This window comes from Denitratisoma oestradiolicum (assembly GCF_902813185.1).
Classification (GTDB): domain Bacteria; phylum Pseudomonadota; class Gammaproteobacteria; order Burkholderiales; family Rhodocyclaceae; genus Denitratisoma; species Denitratisoma oestradiolicum.
This window is the reverse complement of sequence record NZ_LR778301.1, coordinates 3,001,165-3,017,549: the sequence shown is the minus strand read 5'-3', so window position 1 is coordinate 3,017,549 and position 16,385 is coordinate 3,001,165. Positions and strand designations below refer to the sequence as shown.

18 protein-coding genes and 2 tRNA genes are annotated in these 16,385 nt (G+C 61.0%); 8 read left to right on the top strand and 12 right to left on the bottom strand.

What is annotated here, in order from left to right; translation table 11 throughout:
• The first annotated feature begins 89 nt into the window (after positions 1–89).
• The 3 genes from purB to DENOEST_RS13635 are packed head-to-tail and all read left to right on the top strand — an operon-like array spanning position 90 to position 2,293.
• Positions 90–1,451 (top strand): adenylosuccinate lyase, encoded by a 1,362-nt coding sequence (gene purB, locus DENOEST_RS13645; RefSeq protein WP_145771002.1) that lies wholly within the window; start codon positions 90–92, stop codon positions 1,449–1,451.
• A 3-nt stretch (positions 1,452–1,454) separates the two neighbouring features.
• The gene (locus tag DENOEST_RS13640; RefSeq protein WP_145771003.1) at positions 1,455–1,784 is read left to right on the top strand and encodes a DUF2322 family protein; all 330 of its coding nucleotides are present in this window, start codon (positions 1,455–1,457) and stop codon (positions 1,782–1,784) included.
• A 32-nt stretch (positions 1,785–1,816) separates the two neighbouring features.
• Entirely contained in the window at positions 1,817–2,293 is a 477-nt protein-coding gene (locus DENOEST_RS13635; RefSeq protein WP_145771004.1) for a c-type cytochrome, read from the top strand.
• Between the two features lie 54 nt (positions 2,294–2,347).
• Here DENOEST_RS13635 and DENOEST_RS13630 read toward each other — a convergent pair whose 3' ends face one another.
• The 7 genes from DENOEST_RS13630 to queA form a co-directional block, all read right to left on the bottom strand.
• Positions 2,348–3,022: a cytochrome b/b6 domain-containing protein gene (locus tag DENOEST_RS13630; protein WP_145771005.1), complete on the bottom strand. Its 675-nt coding sequence runs from the start codon at positions 3,020–3,022 to the stop codon at positions 2,348–2,350.
• Positions 3,023–3,128: 106 nt separating this feature from the next.
• Positions 3,129–4,064 carry a protein translocase subunit SecF gene (gene secF / locus DENOEST_RS13625; RefSeq protein WP_145771006.1) on the bottom strand — a complete coding sequence of 312 codons (936 nt, stop codon included), beginning with the start codon at positions 4,062–4,064 and terminating at the stop codon, positions 3,129–3,131.
• Positions 4,065–4,075: 11 nt separating this feature from the next.
• Positions 4,076–5,953, bottom strand: a complete 1,878-nt coding sequence (gene secD, locus DENOEST_RS13620; RefSeq protein WP_145771007.1) for a protein translocase subunit SecD — start codon at positions 5,951–5,953, stop codon at positions 4,076–4,078.
• 42 nt (positions 5,954–5,995) lie between these two features.
• Complete coding sequence (locus DENOEST_RS13615; protein WP_145771008.1) at positions 5,996–6,472, bottom strand: hypothetical protein; 477 nt, start codon at positions 6,470–6,472, stop codon at positions 5,996–5,998.
• Positions 6,473–6,503: 31 nt separating this feature from the next.
• Positions 6,504–6,848 (bottom strand): preprotein translocase subunit YajC, encoded by a 345-nt coding sequence (gene yajC / locus DENOEST_RS13610; RefSeq protein ID WP_145771009.1) that lies wholly within the window; start codon positions 6,846–6,848, stop codon positions 6,504–6,506.
• A 36-nt stretch (positions 6,849–6,884) separates the two neighbouring features.
• A complete protein-coding gene (tgt, locus tag DENOEST_RS13605) occupies positions 6,885–7,997 on the bottom strand; it encodes a tRNA guanosine(34) transglycosylase Tgt (RefSeq protein WP_145771010.1) in 1,113 nt (370 codons plus the stop codon).
• Positions 7,987–9,021 carry a tRNA preQ1(34) S-adenosylmethionine ribosyltransferase-isomerase QueA gene (queA, locus tag DENOEST_RS13600; protein WP_145771011.1) on the bottom strand — a complete coding sequence of 345 codons (1,035 nt, stop codon included), beginning with the start codon at positions 9,019–9,021 and terminating at the stop codon, positions 7,987–7,989. The genes tgt and queA overlap by 11 nt, the downstream gene beginning before the upstream one ends.
• Before the next feature lie 83 nt (positions 9,022–9,104).
• Between queA and DENOEST_RS13595 the strand changes: the two genes are divergently transcribed.
• Positions 9,105–9,189: transfer RNA gene (locus tag DENOEST_RS13595), tRNA-Leu, on the top strand.
• Between the two features lie 228 nt (positions 9,190–9,417).
• Positions 9,418–9,750 carry a DUF3301 domain-containing protein gene (locus DENOEST_RS13590; protein WP_145771012.1) on the top strand — a complete coding sequence of 111 codons (333 nt, stop codon included), beginning with the start codon at positions 9,418–9,420 and terminating at the stop codon, positions 9,748–9,750.
• Between the two features lie 146 nt (positions 9,751–9,896).
• Here the strand turns inward: DENOEST_RS13590 and DENOEST_RS13585 are convergent, their stop codons facing one another.
• On the bottom strand, positions 9,897–10,682 hold the full coding sequence (locus DENOEST_RS13585) for a retropepsin-like aspartic protease (protein ID WP_170228220.1): 786 nt from the start codon (positions 10,680–10,682) through the stop codon (positions 9,897–9,899).
• Positions 10,683–10,789: 107 nt separating this feature from the next.
• On the opposite strand from DENOEST_RS13585, the gene DENOEST_RS13580 reads away from it, so the two are divergent.
• Both DENOEST_RS13580 and DENOEST_RS20235 read left to right on the top strand, forming a co-directional pair.
• Entirely contained in the window at positions 10,790–11,659 is an 870-nt protein-coding gene (locus tag DENOEST_RS13580; RefSeq protein ID WP_145771014.1) for a hypothetical protein, read from the top strand.
• Positions 11,656–11,961 (top strand): DUF5710 domain-containing protein, encoded by a 306-nt coding sequence (locus DENOEST_RS20235; protein WP_145771015.1) that lies wholly within the window; start codon positions 11,656–11,658, stop codon positions 11,959–11,961. Before DENOEST_RS13580 ends, DENOEST_RS20235 begins: the two co-directional genes overlap by 4 nt.
• Positions 11,962–12,433: 472 nt before the next feature.
• On the opposite strand, the gene DENOEST_RS13575 is transcribed toward DENOEST_RS20235, so the two are convergent.
• Positions 12,434–12,510 (bottom strand) — tRNA-Arg (locus DENOEST_RS13575).
• Positions 12,511–12,614: 104 nt separating this feature from the next.
• On the opposite strand from DENOEST_RS13575, the gene DENOEST_RS13570 reads away from it, so the two are divergent.
• Positions 12,615–13,046: a c-type cytochrome gene (locus DENOEST_RS13570; protein ID WP_145771016.1), complete on the top strand. Its 432-nt coding sequence runs from the start codon at positions 12,615–12,617 to the stop codon at positions 13,044–13,046.
• Between the two features lie 41 nt (positions 13,047–13,087).
• Here the strand turns inward: DENOEST_RS13570 and DENOEST_RS13565 are convergent, their stop codons facing one another.
• Genes DENOEST_RS13565 through DENOEST_RS13555 form a run of 3 tightly spaced genes read right to left on the bottom strand, consistent with a single transcriptional unit; the run spans position 13,088 to position 16,280 of the window.
• Positions 13,088–14,026, bottom strand: coding sequence for a haloalkane dehalogenase (locus tag DENOEST_RS13565; RefSeq protein ID WP_145771017.1), 939 nt, complete (start codon positions 14,024–14,026; stop codon positions 13,088–13,090).
• A gap of 35 nt (positions 14,027–14,061) precedes the next feature.
• Positions 14,062–16,050, bottom strand: a complete 1,989-nt coding sequence (locus DENOEST_RS13560; RefSeq protein ID WP_145771018.1) for a UvrD-helicase domain-containing protein — start codon at positions 16,048–16,050, stop codon at positions 14,062–14,064.
• Positions 16,047–16,280, bottom strand: a complete 234-nt coding sequence (locus DENOEST_RS13555; RefSeq protein WP_145771019.1) for a hypothetical protein — start codon at positions 16,278–16,280, stop codon at positions 16,047–16,049. The genes DENOEST_RS13560 and DENOEST_RS13555 overlap by 4 nt, the downstream gene beginning before the upstream one ends.
• Between the last annotated feature and the right edge of the window lie 105 nt (positions 16,281–16,385).

The following is a 16,385-nucleotide window of genomic DNA, read 5'->3' as shown; positions in this document are numbered from 1 at the left end:
CTGCGCTGTCGGCCTGGGGCGGGCAGGGGCCGTGCGGCGCCATGATAAAATCCGCCCCCTCTTTCCCCGCCTGAGTCCTTCTTTTTCCTATGCCGACCCTGACCGCCCTGTCACCCCTCGATGGCCGCTATGCCGACAAAGTTGAGGCCCTGCGTACCCATTTTTCCGAATTCGGTCTGATCAGGAACCGGGTGCGGGTGGAGGTGGAGTGGCTCAAGGCTCTGGCCGCCGCGCCGGAACTGGCGGAAGTGAAGGCCTTTTCGGCGGGCGCCGTCGCCGAGCTGGACCGTATCGTCACCGCCTTCACCGTGGCCGACAGCGAGGCCATCAAGGCCATCGAGGCCCGCACCAACCACGACGTCAAAGCCATGGAGTACTGGCTCAAGGAGCGCCTGGCCAACAATACCGAGGTGATGCGGGTGACCGAGTTCATCCACTTCGGCTGCACCTCGGAGGACATCAACAACACCTCCCATGCCTTGATGCTGAAGGAGGCACGGGAACAGAGTCTGCTGCCGTCCCTGGACCGCCTCATCGCCCGCTTCCGCGAGTTGGCCCATGGCCTGGCCGATCTGCCCATGCTCTCCCGTACCCACGGCCAGCCCGCCAGTCCCACCACCCTGGGCAAGGAGATGGCCAACATCGCGGCGCGGCTGATCCGTGCCCGCAACCGTATCGCCGCCGTCAGCCTGACAGCCAAGTTCAACGGTGCCGTGGGCAACTACAACGCTCACCTGTCCGCCTATCCGGATTTCGACTGGGAGAGTTTCAATCGTCGTTTCATCGAGTCCTTCGGCCTGGAGTTCAATCCCTACACCATCCAGATCGAACCCCATGACGCCATGGCCGAGCTCTACGACGCCATCGCCCGCATCAACACCATCCTGATCGATGCCAACCGGGATATCTGGCAATACATCTCCTTTGGCTACTTCAAGCAGAAGCTGAAGGCCGGCGAGATCGGTTCGTCGACGATGCCCCACAAGGTCAATCCCATCGACTTCGAGAATTCCGAGGGCAACCTGGGCCTGGCCAACGCTTTGCTGCGCCACCTTGCCGACAAGCTGCCCATCTCGCGCCAGCAGCGGGATCTCACCGATTCCACGGTATTGCGCAACATGGGTGTGGCCTTCGGCTATGCCTTGCTGGCCTATGAATCCTGCCTGCGCGGCCTCTCCAAGCTGGAGGCCGTCCCCGAGCAGTTGGCCGCCGATCTGGACACCTGCTGGGAAGTGCTGGCCGAGCCGGTGCAGACCGTGATGCGGCGCTATGGGGTGGAGAATCCCTATGAGCAGTTGAAGGAGCTGACACGGGGCAAGGGTATCGATAAGGCGGCGCTCCATGCATTCATTCGCACTCTGGCCATTCCCGACGTGGAAAAACAGCGCCTGCTGGCCATGACGCCGGCCAATTACATCGGAAAGGCGGCAGCCCTGGCGCGGGGAATCTGAGCCATGGGATTTGCCGAGAACATCAAGCAGTTGCCCCGCATTTCCCACCTGGCCGGCCTGCGCTTGCTGGACGGGGAGGGCAATGAAGTGGCTCTGATCGAGAACAAGCCGGGCCAGGCGGGCTCGGTGGCGGTCTATAACCACTTGGCCCAGACTTTCGGTGCCATCACCCCCGAAGCTGCCAGGAAGGGCCTGGAGATTTATGCCGAGCATGCCGCCGATGCCCAGGCCCATCCGGGCAAACATCCTAATATCGATCGCTTGGTGACTTTGGTCACCGAAGGCCGGACCCTGCGGGTCAAGCATGTCTTTGCCGGGGGCGCCCTGGACTAGAATTCGCCTCCTCATTCCATTACGGAGGCATCATGAAAAAGACATTGCGCAGGGTTGCTCTCGGCCTTTCCCTGATCCTGGTTTCTGGCGCTCTGGCGGCCCAGGTGATTGGCAAGGCCGAGGATCAGATTCGCTGGCGCCAGTCGGCCTACAACACCATGGCCTGGAGCATGGGCCGCATCAAGGCCAATCTGGAAGGCAGCTTCAGCAAGGAGCAAGTTGTTCAGGCCGCCAACACCATCCAGGCCATCGCCAACTCCGGCATGGGCGCCCTGTATCAGCCTGGTACCGACAAGGGCAGTGGTCATCACGAGACCAGCGTCAAGTCCGAGTTCTTCAAGGAACAGGACAAGGTGAAGGAACTGGCCATGGCCTACAACAGGGAGGCCAACGAAATGGCCAAGGTGGCGGCTACCGGCGACGCAGCGGCAGCCAAGATTCAGTTCGGCAAGCTGGGGGAATCCTGCAAGGCTTGCCACGACAAGTTCCGCAAGGAAGAAAAGAAGTAAGCGTATTTCCTTCCTTGAGCGCAAACAGCCGCCCTTGCCGGCGGCTGTTTGCGCTTACCAGGCGGCTGGTGCAGCCGTGGGTGGCGGTGGAGGCAGTAAGGCGCCCGAGGCGGCATAGACCACCAGGATCGCAATCAGCGTGGAAACGATGAAAGCGACGATGCCGCCCCCACGGCTAGGTTCTCCTTCTGCCTCGATCCAGCCGGTGAGCATGGGAGTGACCAGGTTCTGCCGCTTGACCTTGCGGTAATAGAGGATGGCCAGGATGTGCAGCGAAACCAGGCTCATCAACAGGTAGGCGCTGATGGCGTGCAGGCCCCGCAGGCGGTCGCTCAGTGCCTTGCCCACCAGATCGTAGAGGGGGCCGTTGAAGGCGATGTCGTCGTTGGCAAAGAGTCCGGTGAGGGCCTGCGTCAGCAATAGCAGCAGCAAGGCCAGTACCGCCCAGGCGCCCAGGGGATTGTGTCCCAGTCCCTGCCATTCTCCCCGCAGATAGGCGCGGAGTGTTCGCGGTCCTCGCAGGAAGTGGCCGAAGCGGGCGTAGGTGGAGCCGACGAAGCCCCAACTGATGCGGAAGCTCACTAGCCCCAGGATGGCCAGGCCGATGCGGCCGTGCCATTCCATGGCATTGCCTCCCAGGTTCTCGGTGACGACGGCCGCCACCACCAGGATGAACAGCATCCAGTGAAACACGCGGGTGGGCAGGTCCCAGATCTTGACGCGGGGCATGGCAGTCTCCTGACAGGTGCTTAGAGAAACACTGATCAAGTCATACCCGCGCAAGCGGGGATCGTGCTGGAAAATCCGGACTCCCGCTTGCGCGGGAGTGACAGCCTTAGACTACGGCTTCCTGTTTCTCGACCTTGGGCTTGACGAACTGTTCCCTTGAGACGCCCAGCCACATTACCAGGGGACTGGCCACCAGCACCGAGGAGTAGATGCCGAAAAGAATGCCGATGGTGAGCGCCAGGGCGAAGTAGTGCAGGGCTTCGCCGCCGAAGATCAGCATGGAGGTGACCATCATCTGGGTACAGCCGTGGGTGATGATGGTACGGGAGATGGTGCTGGTGATGGCGTGGTTGAGCACCTCGGGGGTGGTCATGCCGCGCTTCTTCCTGAAGGTTTCCCGCACCCGGTCGAAGACCACCACCGACTCGTTCACCGAGTAACCCAGCACCGCCAGCACAGCGGCCAGAACCGGCAGGGAGAATTCCCACTGGAAGAAGGCGAAGAAACCCAGGATGATCACCACGTCATGGAGGTTGGCGATGATGGCCGACACCGCGAAACGCCATTCGAAGCGCATCGCCAGATAGAGGACGATGCCGATCACCACCAACAGCAGGGCCAGGGCGCCGTCGGAGGCCAGTTCCTTACCCACCTGGGGACCGACGAATTCGACCCGCTTCAGGGCCGGGGCGTTGGAGGCATCCTCTGCGTTGAGGGAGGCCATCACTCGTTCGCCTACCTTGGCACTCTCCGTGTCCCTGGACAGGGGTACCCGAATCAGCACATCCCTTGAGGTGCCGAAGTTCTGCACCTGGGTGTCGGTGAATCCGTCGTTGCGCAGACGCTCCCTCAGCTTGTCCAGATTGGGCGCCTGGGAGTAGCTGACTTCCATCAGGGTGCCGCCGGTGAATTCGATGGAGAAATGCAGTCCTTTGGTCACCAGAAACACTACGGCCAGCAGGAAGGTGATCAACGAAATGATGTTGAACACCAGGGCATGGCGCATGAAGGGGATGTCTTTTTTGATTCTGAAAAATTCCATGGCGCTCTACCTTATTTGGTGGCAATGCCGGGTTTCCAGATCTGTCCAATGGACAAACTGGTGAGTTTCTTGCGCCGGCCGTAGATCAGATTGACCAGGGCACGAGAGACCACTACCGAGCTGAACAGGGAGGTGAGGATGCCCAGGCAATGCACCACAGCGAAGCCACGTACCGGGCCGGAGCCGAAGATCAACAGGGCGATACCAACGATCAGGGTGGTGACGTTGGAGTCCAGGATCGTTGCCCAGGCCCGTTCGTAGCCGGCCAGAATGGCCGCCTGGGGGGTGGCGCCGTTGCGCAGCTCTTCCCGCACCCGTTCGTTGATCAGCACGTTGGAGTCGATGGCCATGCCCAGGGCCAGGGCGATGGCGGCGATGCCGGGGAGGGTCAGGGTGGCCTGCAGCAGGGAGAGCAGGGCGATCAGGAACAGCATGTTGGCCGACAGGGCCAGTACCGAGACCACGCCGAACAACAGGTAGTAGACCATCATGAATACCGCGATGGCGGTGAAGCCCCAGATGGTGGAGTGCAGGCCTTTGCTGATGTTCTCGGCGCCCAGGCTGGGGCCGATGGTGCGTTCCTCGATGATGTCCATGGGGGCGGCCAGGGAGCCGGCCCGCAGCAGCAAGGCCACGTCGTTGGCTTCCTGGGTGCTCATGCGGCCGGAGATCTGCACCCGCCCGCCGCCGATTTCGGTGCGGATCACCGGGGCGGTGACCACTTCACCCTTGCCCTTTTCCACCAGCAGGATGGCCATCCGCTTGCCCACATTCTCCCGGGTCAGATCCTTGAAGAGGCGGGCGCCCGCCGAGTCCAGGGTCAGGTGCACCGCCGGTTCCTGGGTCTGATTGTCGAAACCGGGCTGGGCGTCGGTGAGACGTTCACCGGTGAGCATCACCTGCTTTTTCACCAGCAGGGGGTGGCCGCCCCGTTCCACGTAATACTCGGTGCCAGCCGGGAGTTGGCCCTGGGCTGCCGCTGCCATGGTGGCGGGACTGGCGCTGCCCTCGTCGTCCACCATGCGCAGTTCCAGGGTGGCGGTGCGGCCCAGGATGTCCTTGGCCTTGGCGGTGTCCTGCACCCCGGGCAATTGCACCACGATGCGGTCTGCCCCCTGCTGCTGGATGATGGGCTCGGCCACGCCCAGTTCGTTGATCCGGTTGTGCAGGGTGGTGATGTTCTGCTTGACTGCAAATTCCTGGATGCTCTTGCCGGCCTGAGGCTTGAGGGTGGCCACCAGTTTCAGATCGCTGCCGTCCTGGCCTTCGCTCAAAGTCAGATCCGGCTGTTGGTTGGCGATGGCGGTCCGGGCCTTGTCGCGGGTTTCGGCGTCGCGGAACTTGACTACCAAGGACATGCCTTCCCGGTTGATGCCCAGATGGCGCACGCTCTTTTCCCGCAGCAGGCTGCGCAGGTCGGCGGCCGTGCCGTCGAGACGCTTGGTCAGCGCCCCATTCATATCCACCTGGAGCAGGAAGTGCACCCCGCCCCGCAGGTCCAGACCCAGATACATGGGCAGGGCACGCAGGGAGGTGAGCCACTCGGGCGAGTTGGCCACCAGGTTCAGGGCTACGCTGTAGCTGCTATTGGTCGGGTCGGGATTGAGGGCCTTTTCAATGGCATCCTTGGCCCGCAATTGGGTGTCGGTGTCGGCCAGGCGCACCCGGATGCTGTTGGGATCGGCGTGGAGCCCCGTGGCGGTGATGCCGGCGGACTTGATGATGTCCTCCACCCTGGCCATCAAGGCGGTATCCACCTTGATCGTGGCCTTGACGCTGGAGACTTGCACAGCCGGTGCCTCACCGAAGAAGTTGGGCAGGGTATAGAGCAGCCCCAGCACCAGGGCGATGATGACGGTGGCGTTTTTCCAAAGAGGGTAGCGGTTCATGATGTCACTGGCAGGCTTGGATGGCCGGGCTGGGGGCGCCCGTCAGGTATTTTTTCGAGTGAAGACGATTTTCGAGATCATGACATCGCCGCTGGCATCCTTCTTGTAGAGCATGGTAGCGTTGTAATTTTTCGCGGGAGAGTAAAGGCGGTCTTCCCCCATACGCTGGAAGGCGCTGAAAATCATGGGCAGTAGCCCAAATATGGCACGGGTTCGAGTTTCAGGTTCCGCTTCGCGGATTTCCACGGACCCGGTTTCAGCCACTTCCGTGATCCAGCGATCCATGCGGCCGGGTATGTTGCTCAGGGGAATCCGGCCGTTGACTTCCACCTCCACCTTGCCCCGACCGGATTCCAGTTCCTTGGACAGCCGCGAGTCGAACAGCTTGGAGTCGAAGAAGGTGACTTGGGATTGGGGCTGGATGACGGGGCGGCTGGTTTCCTCCGACCAATTCTGGGCCAGTACGGATGCCGAGAGCAGGAGCATGATGCTTGCTGCCAATAGATTGGATTTGCGCATGGACCTATCCGTCAATGGACTTGCCTTTGAATCAGAGGCTCTTTAGGGTGCCCTTGGGCAGCAGGGCGCCGATGGCACCTTTTTGCACCAGGATTTCCACGGCCCCGTCCTTGCCTTCGGATACGGCCAGGGTCAGGAAATTCTCGCCCACCTTGGTGATCCGGCCGGCCATGCCGCCTTGGGTTACCACTTCGTCGCCCTTTTGCAGCGCGCCGACCATCTTCTGATGTTCCTTGGCCTTTTTCATCTGGGGCCGAATCATCAGGAACCAGAGCACCACAAACATCAGGACCAGGGGCAGGATGCCCATCAGCCCACCGGTGGGATCGGTGGCGGCAGGGGCGGCGGCTTGGGCGTAGGCGTTGGAAATCAGCACGATTTTCTCCGGTAATTCAACAAGTTTGATGCGGGATTATAGCGGCCCCCGAGTACGATTCCGGTGGAATTCGGCAATGGCCCCGGCCAACTCGCCGATCTCGATGGCGGCCCTCAGTTCCGCCATCAGGGTCTGGTAGTAGAACAGGTTGTGGATGGTGTTGAGTCGGGCGCCGAGTATCTCTCCGGTGCGGTGCAGATGGTGCAGGTAGGCCCGGGTGAAATGGCGGCAGGTGTAGCAGCCGCAGCTCTCATCCAGGGGGCGGATGTCGTTTTTGTGGCTGGCGTTCTTGATCTTGACGTCACCCCAGCGGGTGAACAGCCAGCCATTCCTGGCATTGCGGGTGGGCATCACGCAGTCGAACATGTCGATGCCCTGGTTCACCGCGTAGACGATATCCTCCGGCGTGCCCACCCCCATCAGATAGCGGGGTTTGTGCTGTGGCAGTCGTGGTGCGGTATGGGCCAGGATGCGGGAAAAGTCCTCCTTGGGCTCCCCCACCGAAAGGCCGCCGATGGCGTAGCCGTCGAAGCCGATGTCTTCCAGTCCAGCCTGGGATTCGTCCCGCAGGGGCTCGTACATGCCCCCCTGGACGATACCGAAGAGGGCGTTGGGATTTGCCAGTCGATCATGCTCGTCCCGGGAGCGCCGGGCCCAGCGCAGGGAGAGGCGCATGGAATCGGCCGCCTGCTGTTCCGTGGCCGGGTAGGGGGTGCATTCATCGAAGATCATCACCACGTCCGAGTTCAGCACCTGCTGGATCTGCATGGAATCCTCGGGGCGCATGAACAGCCGGTCGCCGTTGATGGGGGACTGGAACTTCACGCCCTCTTCGGTGATCTTGCGCAGGTCCCCCAGGCTGAACACCTGGAAGCCACCGGAGTCGGTGAGGATGGGCTTGTCCCAGCCCATGAAGCGGTGCAGCCCGCCGTGAGCGCGGACGATCTCCAGACCCGGCCGCAGCCAGAGGTGGAAGGTGTTGCCCAGCACGATGCGGGCGCCGATCTCCTCCAGTTCGTCGGGGGCCATGGCCTTCACCGTGCCGTAGGTGCCCACCGGCATGAAGACCGGGGTCTCCACCACGCCGTGGGCCAGGGTGAGACGCCCGCGCCGGGCAGCGCCGGCGGTGGCAAGCAGGTCAAATTGCATCTTCGGGGTTCCGGTGGATCAGCATGGCGTCGCCATAGCTGAAAAAGCGGTATTCATGCTCGATTGCATGGCGGTAGGCGGCGCGGATACGGTCCATGCCGCCGAAAGCGGAGACCAGCATCAGCAGGGTGGACTTGGGCAGGTGGAAGTTGGTCAGCAGCAGGTCCACCACCCGGAACTGGAAGCCCGGGGTGACGAAGAGGTCCGTTTCGCCCTCAGCGGCCCGCAGTTCTCCGGCCAGGACCGCCGACTCCAGGGTGCGCAGGCTGGTGGTGCCTACCGCCACTACCCGGCCACCCCGGGCGCGGCAGGCGGTGATGGCGTCCACCGTGGCCTGGGGCAGTTGCCAGCGTTCCCGGTGCATGCGGTGCTCCGACAGCTTATGCACCCGCACCGGCTGAAAAGTGCCAGCACCCACATGGAGAGTGACATGGGTCGTTGCGATTCCCCGAGCCTGGAGGTTGTCCAACAGGATTTGATCGAAGTGCAGACCGGCGGTGGGGGCTGCAACCGAGCCCCGCTCCCGGGCAAACACCGTCTGGTAGCGGGATTCGTCGCTATCGCTGGCGGTTCGATCAATATAGGGAGGCAGTGGCAGGCGGCCATGGATCTCGATCAGGGCTTGGGCATCGCCGGGAAAGCGTAGGCGATAGAACTCCCCCTCCCGCCCCAGTACCTCCACTGTCAGGGCATCCTCCAGCAACAGGCGGCTGCCGGGCTTGGGGGGCTTGCTGGCCCGCACCTGGGCCAGCACTTCGGTGGCATCCTCCATGGACCGCTCCACCAGCACCTCCACCGCGCCGCCGCTGTCCTTGCGGCCCAGGAGGCGGGCATGGAGCACCCGGGTATCGTTCATCACCAGTAGATCGCCGGGCAACAGCAGCCCGGGCAGGTCTGGGATGGATCGGTCCTCCAGGCCCGGGCCAGACATCACCAGCAGCCGACTGGCTGAACGCTGTGCCAGGGGAGCCTGAGCGATGCGTTCGGGTGGGAGTGGGTAATCGAAATCGTCGAGAGTCAGCATCTTTGGTTGAAGAGAGCGGACAATTCACGGATAATGCGCGCTCTTTTCCGCAGGGCGCGCCATTCTACGCGACCCCGCTCCAGGCCGGGATGGCGGAATCGGTAGACGCAGCGGATTCAAAATCCGCCGCCGCAAGGTGTGGGGGTTCGAGTCCCCCTCCCGGCACCAGCAGTTTGTATGCGGGTTTTCGCATTGTTGGTTCTTTTTTTGAGCGATTCATGCGTAGTTGGATCGTCGCCAGAAAACATTCCATTGATCTTTCCCGTAAATCGACAAGGTGTTCAGTGACTCAGAAGACACTGAACAAGTTCCCCGTCATCACTACCGCACAATGCTTGTCGCCACGAGCTTGGAGCGGGAAGTGGGAATCCGGGTTTGCAGGCGCCTTTTAATTAAATGCCCGTTTTTGAGACCCTGAGTCTGATGGTAATAGCCGTATTGGGATGGCTATGGCTTGATAGTTTTAAAGCGCACGAAGCTGGGATTAATGCTGCTCGCAGTGCCTGCGAATCTGAAAATCTACAACTGCTGGATGAAACAGTATTCCTCAATAGTCTGAGGATGGCGAGAAACGATGACGGACAAGTCGTTCTGCGCCGCGTCTATCAGTTTGAGTACAGCGATACCGGGGACAATCGCCGCCGGGGAAGCGTCATGCTACTTGGCCATAAGGTCATTGTCGTGAATGTCGGGCTTCGTCCAGTGTCATCGGACAGAACACTGCATTGATGAGTGCTTGTCGGGGTTTAACAGCGCTTGCTGCGGGTCGGTGCTATAGGCCCACAAGAGCCGATCAGGTATTTCATGTCAGTCGGAAGCCTGTCGACTCTTTCCGTTGGCAACTTGCGCCAACCGTGGTAAACCAAACAACCAGATTACTTCGAGAGGGCCATCTGACCACCGGCGGCAGTCATTTTCAGTCGGTTCAGAACTTTCATTCCGATCAGGATGTGCGATCCCGGCTGTCCAACGACAATTTCAACGTTATTCAATGTTATTCCCCCCACTTTAATCGCCGAGACCGTCGTGGTTAACGTGGCTACTGATGTGCCGCTTGCAACCGTAGCCTTGCCTTGTTTAGCCCCTTCAAGAGATATCCCCATCCGCTTGGCTGTATCTGAGTCAATAAGCAGGCTGTAAGCACCAGTGTCGATTAGCCCGGTAACCGTTACACCGTTGATCGTGAGTGGTGCTACATATTTCATGTGCTGATCAACGGTAATGGATAGAAATTGAGGCATTCCGTCATCGAAAATGTTGCATGCTGATTCCATGCATTCAGGTCCTGCGGATAGTTTGTAAAACATATCTCGCCGAGCAACCCAGGATTTACTAACTTCGTCCCCCCCTTTAGCTGCAAGACGGTACCAGTAGTCTGCCTTTTCCATGCATTTGCTAACGAGGTATCCGGTCGCATAACTCACGGCCAAATTACGCTGTTCCTTTATATCGCCCGTTCTGGCGGCTTTTATAGTCTTAGCTAAGTCGGCATGAGGGCGAATGAGAGGATAACTACCGGAATAATCATCTGGAGCAGAATAGGCATCCATTACACATTCTCCATCAGCATCAGAGATTGCTTGATTGCCAGCGATGGAAGCCGGAACAAAGGCAACGAATACAATGCAAAGGAGGATTTTGCTCATGTCATCCTGTTTCATGGATTCATAATATCCACTCAGTATATGGTCATTTGCCATGGTGGCTTCGATTTGCCTTTGGGGGGCGCCCTATGATCACTCAGGGACAACTGAACACGGGGTATTCCATGAGCACGCTACACAGTGAGTTGAAACGACTCTATTTCTTGCCCGATCAGCATGGCTACGGCCCTTGCTGTGATCTGGACGATGGTTCCTATGGCCCCGATCTTGGGGTGCTGACGCCGGAAGTTCTTGCACCAAGTCTGGCCGGAGGCAATCGAGTGGCCATCAACCTTGTCAGTTCAGCCGGGACCGTCCGAACCCTGGCGATCTGCTTCGAGAAGGGTGCCGATTGGGAGCAGGTGGCAAAGCTCTATGCAGGGACTCAGGCGATGGCACTGCCTGCCCCGGCACTGGCCGTCTCGGGGATCAGCGGCTACCAACTGTGGTTTTCCCTGGTAGACCCCATCCCCGTCGTCCAGGCACAACAGTTTTTCTATGGCCTATCCCGTCAGTATCTGGCTGATACTGACCTGTGTCGCCTTCGGTGCTGCCCGGATATTCCGGGGATTGACAATTCCCTGTCATGCCTGATTGATCTGGTACCAGCATTCCAGGAGGCAACCCAACGATGGTCGGCCTTCATTGATCCAGGTCTGGGCAGCCTATTTATCGACGAGCCGGGGCTGGAAATGGTCCCAAACATGGCGGGCCAGGCCGACATCCTAGCGGGGGTCGACAGCATCAAGGCCGGGGATTTCCAGCGGGCCTTGAGTCGGCTGCAAGTAGCGGATTCGTCGGACGCGCAGATCCCAGAACGGTCGTCAGGTATGACTGGTGAGGGGGCCGGCGCCCACCACATGACGGGCCATCAGTACAGGGATCCTGAAAGCTTTCTCATGGTCGTGATGAATGATCCTGCCTGCCATCTTACCCATCGAATCGAAGCCGCCAAGGCGCTGCTTCCCTACATTAAGAAGACCCCGAACCCATGAGAATTAATTTGAAGGTTCCCTTTGCGGAAAAGGACGAAGCCAAGAAACTGGGGGCCCGTTGGGACGGTGCTCGAAAGATCTGGTACGTCGAGAACAAAGACGACATGGCACCGTTTGCGCGCTGGTCGCCTCACCCCCATGACTCGACAGATACCAGGGTGTCGCAACCTTCCCGAGCAGAGAAGAATCAGGCAGCTTCCCTCGTGATCAAGGGGAGTGGATATGTTGATCTTCCCCGTGTCTGCGATTGCCTGCCATGGGAGGACTGTGGGAAGTGCAAAGGCACGGTGCCTGCCTGCTGACGATAGTCGAAGAGGAATTTCTGAGGCAGGGTGAGGCCTCCCCTATGCCCTTTTTGCCGACATGAGCAACTGGGTCATGGCCGTCCTGGCGGAGTTTTCTCCGTAACAGGAGGTGTGTGCCATTGATGAATGCTTTCTGGGGATGGGGGGGCCAAGACGGTGCAAGCCCAAGAAAATACCTGTGTCAGCTCGTCAGCCCCTGGGGCAACCTCAAGTCGCCAATCAGATTTGGTCCATGGGTTTCGTGTTCAACCGAACGGTGGAAGGTTGGCTCATCAAGAGCATGACAGTGGCGGGCGATGCCGCGCATGAGTCGGATGCCATCGTGTTCGAATACTTATATGCCCTGGTGGAGAAGATCGTGGTCAATGATCAGGAGGCTATGGCTACGGGAGTTTATTCCCGTCTCGCTTCTGCGATGCTAGAAAAGAAAAAGGGCACTTCCGTAGAAGTGCCCAGTTCCATGCCTGATTGGCGCGCCCGGCGCGATTCGAACGCACGACCCCTGCCTTCGGAGGGCAGTACTCTATCCAGCTGAGCTACGGGCGCGAAGGGGGCCGAAGGATAGCGCGTTTCTGCTACGGCGTCCATGGGCAGGTGTCGATTGGCTATAATCGAACCCTTCCATCGCTTCCCGTTTCGAGGTTCCGTCCATGTCCCACGCTTATCCGCGCACGTTTGTCCTTTTGAGTGCCCTGTCAGTTTCCGCTGCTGCCTTCGCCATGGGCGGCAAGCCTCCGGCTGATGACGAGGGTACCCTGGCCCGCATCCAGCCCGTGGCCAGGCTTCATCTGGCGGGGGCGACCGGTGGCGGGGCCGGTGGCCGTAGCGGCGAGCAGTTGTTCCAGGCGGCCTGCAATGCTTGTCATGGTACTGGCGTCCTGAATGCGCCCAAGGTGGGTGACAACGGTGCTTGGGCCCCCCGCATCGCCAAAGGTCTGGATGGCCTGCTTAAGTCGGCTACCAATGGCCTGAATGCCATGCCTCCCAAGGGCGGCGCGGCCGACGCCACCGATAAGGAACTGGCCAGCGCCATCGTCTACATGGCCAACAAGTCCGGCGGTAGTCTGAAGGAACCCAAGTAAGTCCGGCAATTCCGGGCCGGCCGGTCGGCCCCGATCAGGCTTTAGCGGTAAAGACGGTTCAGCAGCCCCAGCAATGCTTCGGCCAGGACTTCGCCCTGTTCCTCCTGAACGAAATGGCCGGCATGGGCGATCTCAACGTGGGCCTGCTTTTTCGCACCGGGCACCCGCTCCCGGAACACCTTTTCCCAGGCCTTGGTGGAAGGATCGGCATCGCTGAAGGCGGTGAGGAACGGTTTTTCGAAACGCTCCAGAAACTCCCAGGCCCGGCGGTTTTCCGCCACCCCCGGCAGGTGGGGATGAATCGGAATCAAGGCCGGGAATTCCAGGGCCGCCGCTTTGTAGGAAGGGTCGGGAAAGGGAGCGTCATAGGCCCGGCGCACTTCGCTGGACAGGGGCCACACCGCGACGCTGGAGACGGTCTCGCCTATCGGCAGGTCGGTCAGGTTCCGGGTCAGGTGTACCCAGTCCCTCACGATCGTTCCAGGCCAGTCGGCCACTCCTCTGGGAGGTGGCTCACAGTTGGGCAGCAGGGTGTTGGTGGCCAGCACGGCATCGAAGCGCTGGGGCATTTCGCTCAAGATCCGCAGGCCGATGGGGCCACCCCAATCCTGACAGACCAGGGTGATGCGTCTCAGGTCCAGGGCGGTCAGCAGTTGCCCGAGCCATTCCACATGACGCTGATAGCTGTAGTCGGAACGAGCCGCCAATTTGTCGGAACGGCCGAAGCCGATGTGGTCCGGTGCCACGGCTCGATAGCCGGCGGCCACCAGGGGCGGGATCAGCTTGCGGTAGAGGTAGCACCAGGTGGGCTCGCCATGGAGCATCAGCACCACAGGCGCGTCCCGGGGGCCCTCGTCCAGATAGTGCATGCGTAGCGACCCCAGGCTGTCGTCCTGTACTTGCTGGTAGTGGGGCGGGAAGGAAAACTCTGGCAGGTTCTGGAATCGCTCGTCGGGAGTGCGTAGTACGTTTGCAGTCATTTCCCTCTCCTTTGCTTCGTGTCCGGCCTGCCGTTTCAGGACTGGGCGAGTAGGGCCTTGAAGCGGGCCAGCCGGTCCCGGCCCGCCTGTTTTTCCTCCGCGTCGGGGGGGCTTTCGTCGCCGCCGCTGCGCCGCAGGTCGCTGCCCATCTCGTCGATGAAGCGGGAGGGTTCGCAGTCCCGCCATTCCCTGCCGGTCTTGCGCCGTCGGCAATGGCTCAGGTGCAGGCTCATGCGTGCCCGGGTGATGCCCACGTACATCAGGCGTCGTTCCTCCTGGAGCTTCTCCGGTTCCAGGGAGTCCCGGTGGGGCAGTATGCCTTCTTCCACCCCCACCAGGAATACATGGCGGAACTCCAGGCCCTTGGCGGCATGCAGGGTGGCCAGTTGCACCGCATCGGCGTCCTGGTCGTTCTTGTCCAGCATGCTGATCAGGGCGATGGTCTGGGCCAGTTCCAGCAGGTTCTTGTTGTCCTCCGCGCCCCGTCTGCCCAGCCACTCGACGAAGTCCCGCACGTTGGACCACTTGCTCTCGGCTTCCCGGGGTTCCAGGGTTTCGAACAGACTGGCTTCGTAGTCGATGGCCCGCAACAGGTCTTCGAGGATCTGGCTGGCGGGTTCCTTCACAGCCCGGGCCTCCATGCGCCTGATGAACTGGCAGAAGGTGCGCACCGCTTCAAGTTGCCGGGCATTCAGTTGTTGCTCGACCCCGGGGGCCAGGGACGCGTCGAAGAGACTCACATGGCGCTGGCCGCCGATGCGGCCCAGGGCCTCCAGGGTGGCGCCACCGATGCCCCGCTTTGGGGTGGTGATGGCGCGGATGAAGGCCGGGTCGTCGTCCTGGTTGGCCAGGAGGCGCAGATAACTGGTGATGTCCTTGATCTCGGCCCGCTCGAAGAAGGACTGGCCGCCGGAAAGGGCGTAGGGCACCTTCTGGTTGCGCAGTTGCTGCTCCAGGGCGCGGGCCTGGTGGTTGCCGCGATAGAGAATGGCGTAGTCCGACCACTTGCCCCGGTGCTGGAATCGGTGGGCGGTGAGTCGGGCCGCCACCCATTCCGCCTCGTGCTCGCCATCCCGGCAGAACTGGATATGGATCGGGTCACCGTGGCCATGGTCGGACCAGAGCTTCTTGTCGAAGACCTTGGGGTTGTGGGCGATCACCGCGTTGGCGGCGCTGAGGATGCGGGTGGTGGAGCGGTAGTTCTGCTCCAGCTTGATCACCTTGAGGCGGGGATAGTCCTCCCGCAGCAGGTGGATGTTGCCGATGTCGGCGCCGCGCCAGGCATAGATGGACTGGTCGTCGTCGCCCACGGCGGTGAAGGAGGCCCGGGGGCCGGCCAGTAGCTTCATCAGCCGGTACTGGCAGCGATTGGTGTCCTGGTACTCATCCACCAGCAGATGCCAGATGCGGCTCTGCCAGCGGGCCAGGGCTTCCTCGTTGGTCTCGAACAGATTCACCGGCAGACGGATCAAGTCGTCGAAATCCACCGCTTGATAGGCCCGCAGGGTGCGCTCGTATTCGCCATAGACCTGGGCCGCTTGCTGTTCCATGGGGTTGCCGGCCTGGGCCGCGGCTTCCTCGGGGCCCAGCAGCCCGTTCTTCCATAGGGAGATGCGGTTCTGCACCGCCCGCAGCCGGTCCTTGTCGGCATTTTTCATCAGCTCCTGGAACAGGCCTCCCACGTCGGAGGCATCCAGGATGGAGAATCCCGGCTTCAGGCCCAGGGCCTTGGCTTCCTGGCGCAGGATGCGCACACCCAGGGCATGGAAGGTGGATACCGTGAGTCCGCCGCTTGCACCATCGCCCAGCAACTGGGCGGCTCGCTCCTTCATTTCCCGAGCGGCCTTGTTGGTGAAGGTGATGGCGGTGATTTTGGCCGGCGAATAGCCGCACTCCTGGATCAGATAGGCGATCTTCTGGGTGATCACCCGCGTCTTGCCGCTGCCGGCGCCGGCCAGCACCAGCAGGGGACCATCGAGGTAGTGAATGGCCTCCCGTTGGGGCGCGTTGAGGCCAGCGGTCAACGCAGTTTCCCGCGCAGCGGGTTTACCTTGTCCGGAGTATTGACCGTGATCGTCCCATCGCCGCCGGAAAGATTGCCGCAGTCGCACTGGGCCGGCAGATGGGAAACCGAGCTGACGATGTGTCTGCACTCGGTGCATTCGTAATAGATGTCGCCACCCCTCGGCAGCCCCCCATCGGTCTGCCGGGCGACGGGGTCGAAACGATAAATCTTGCGCAGGTCAATTTTCATGAAGGCCTCTAGGGGGCGTAGCCAGGGGGGGCGGCCAGGCTCGGACTGTTCAGATGCAGGGAAAACATTTTAGTGCTTATTTCGAGGGGACTGGCTACCTGCCTT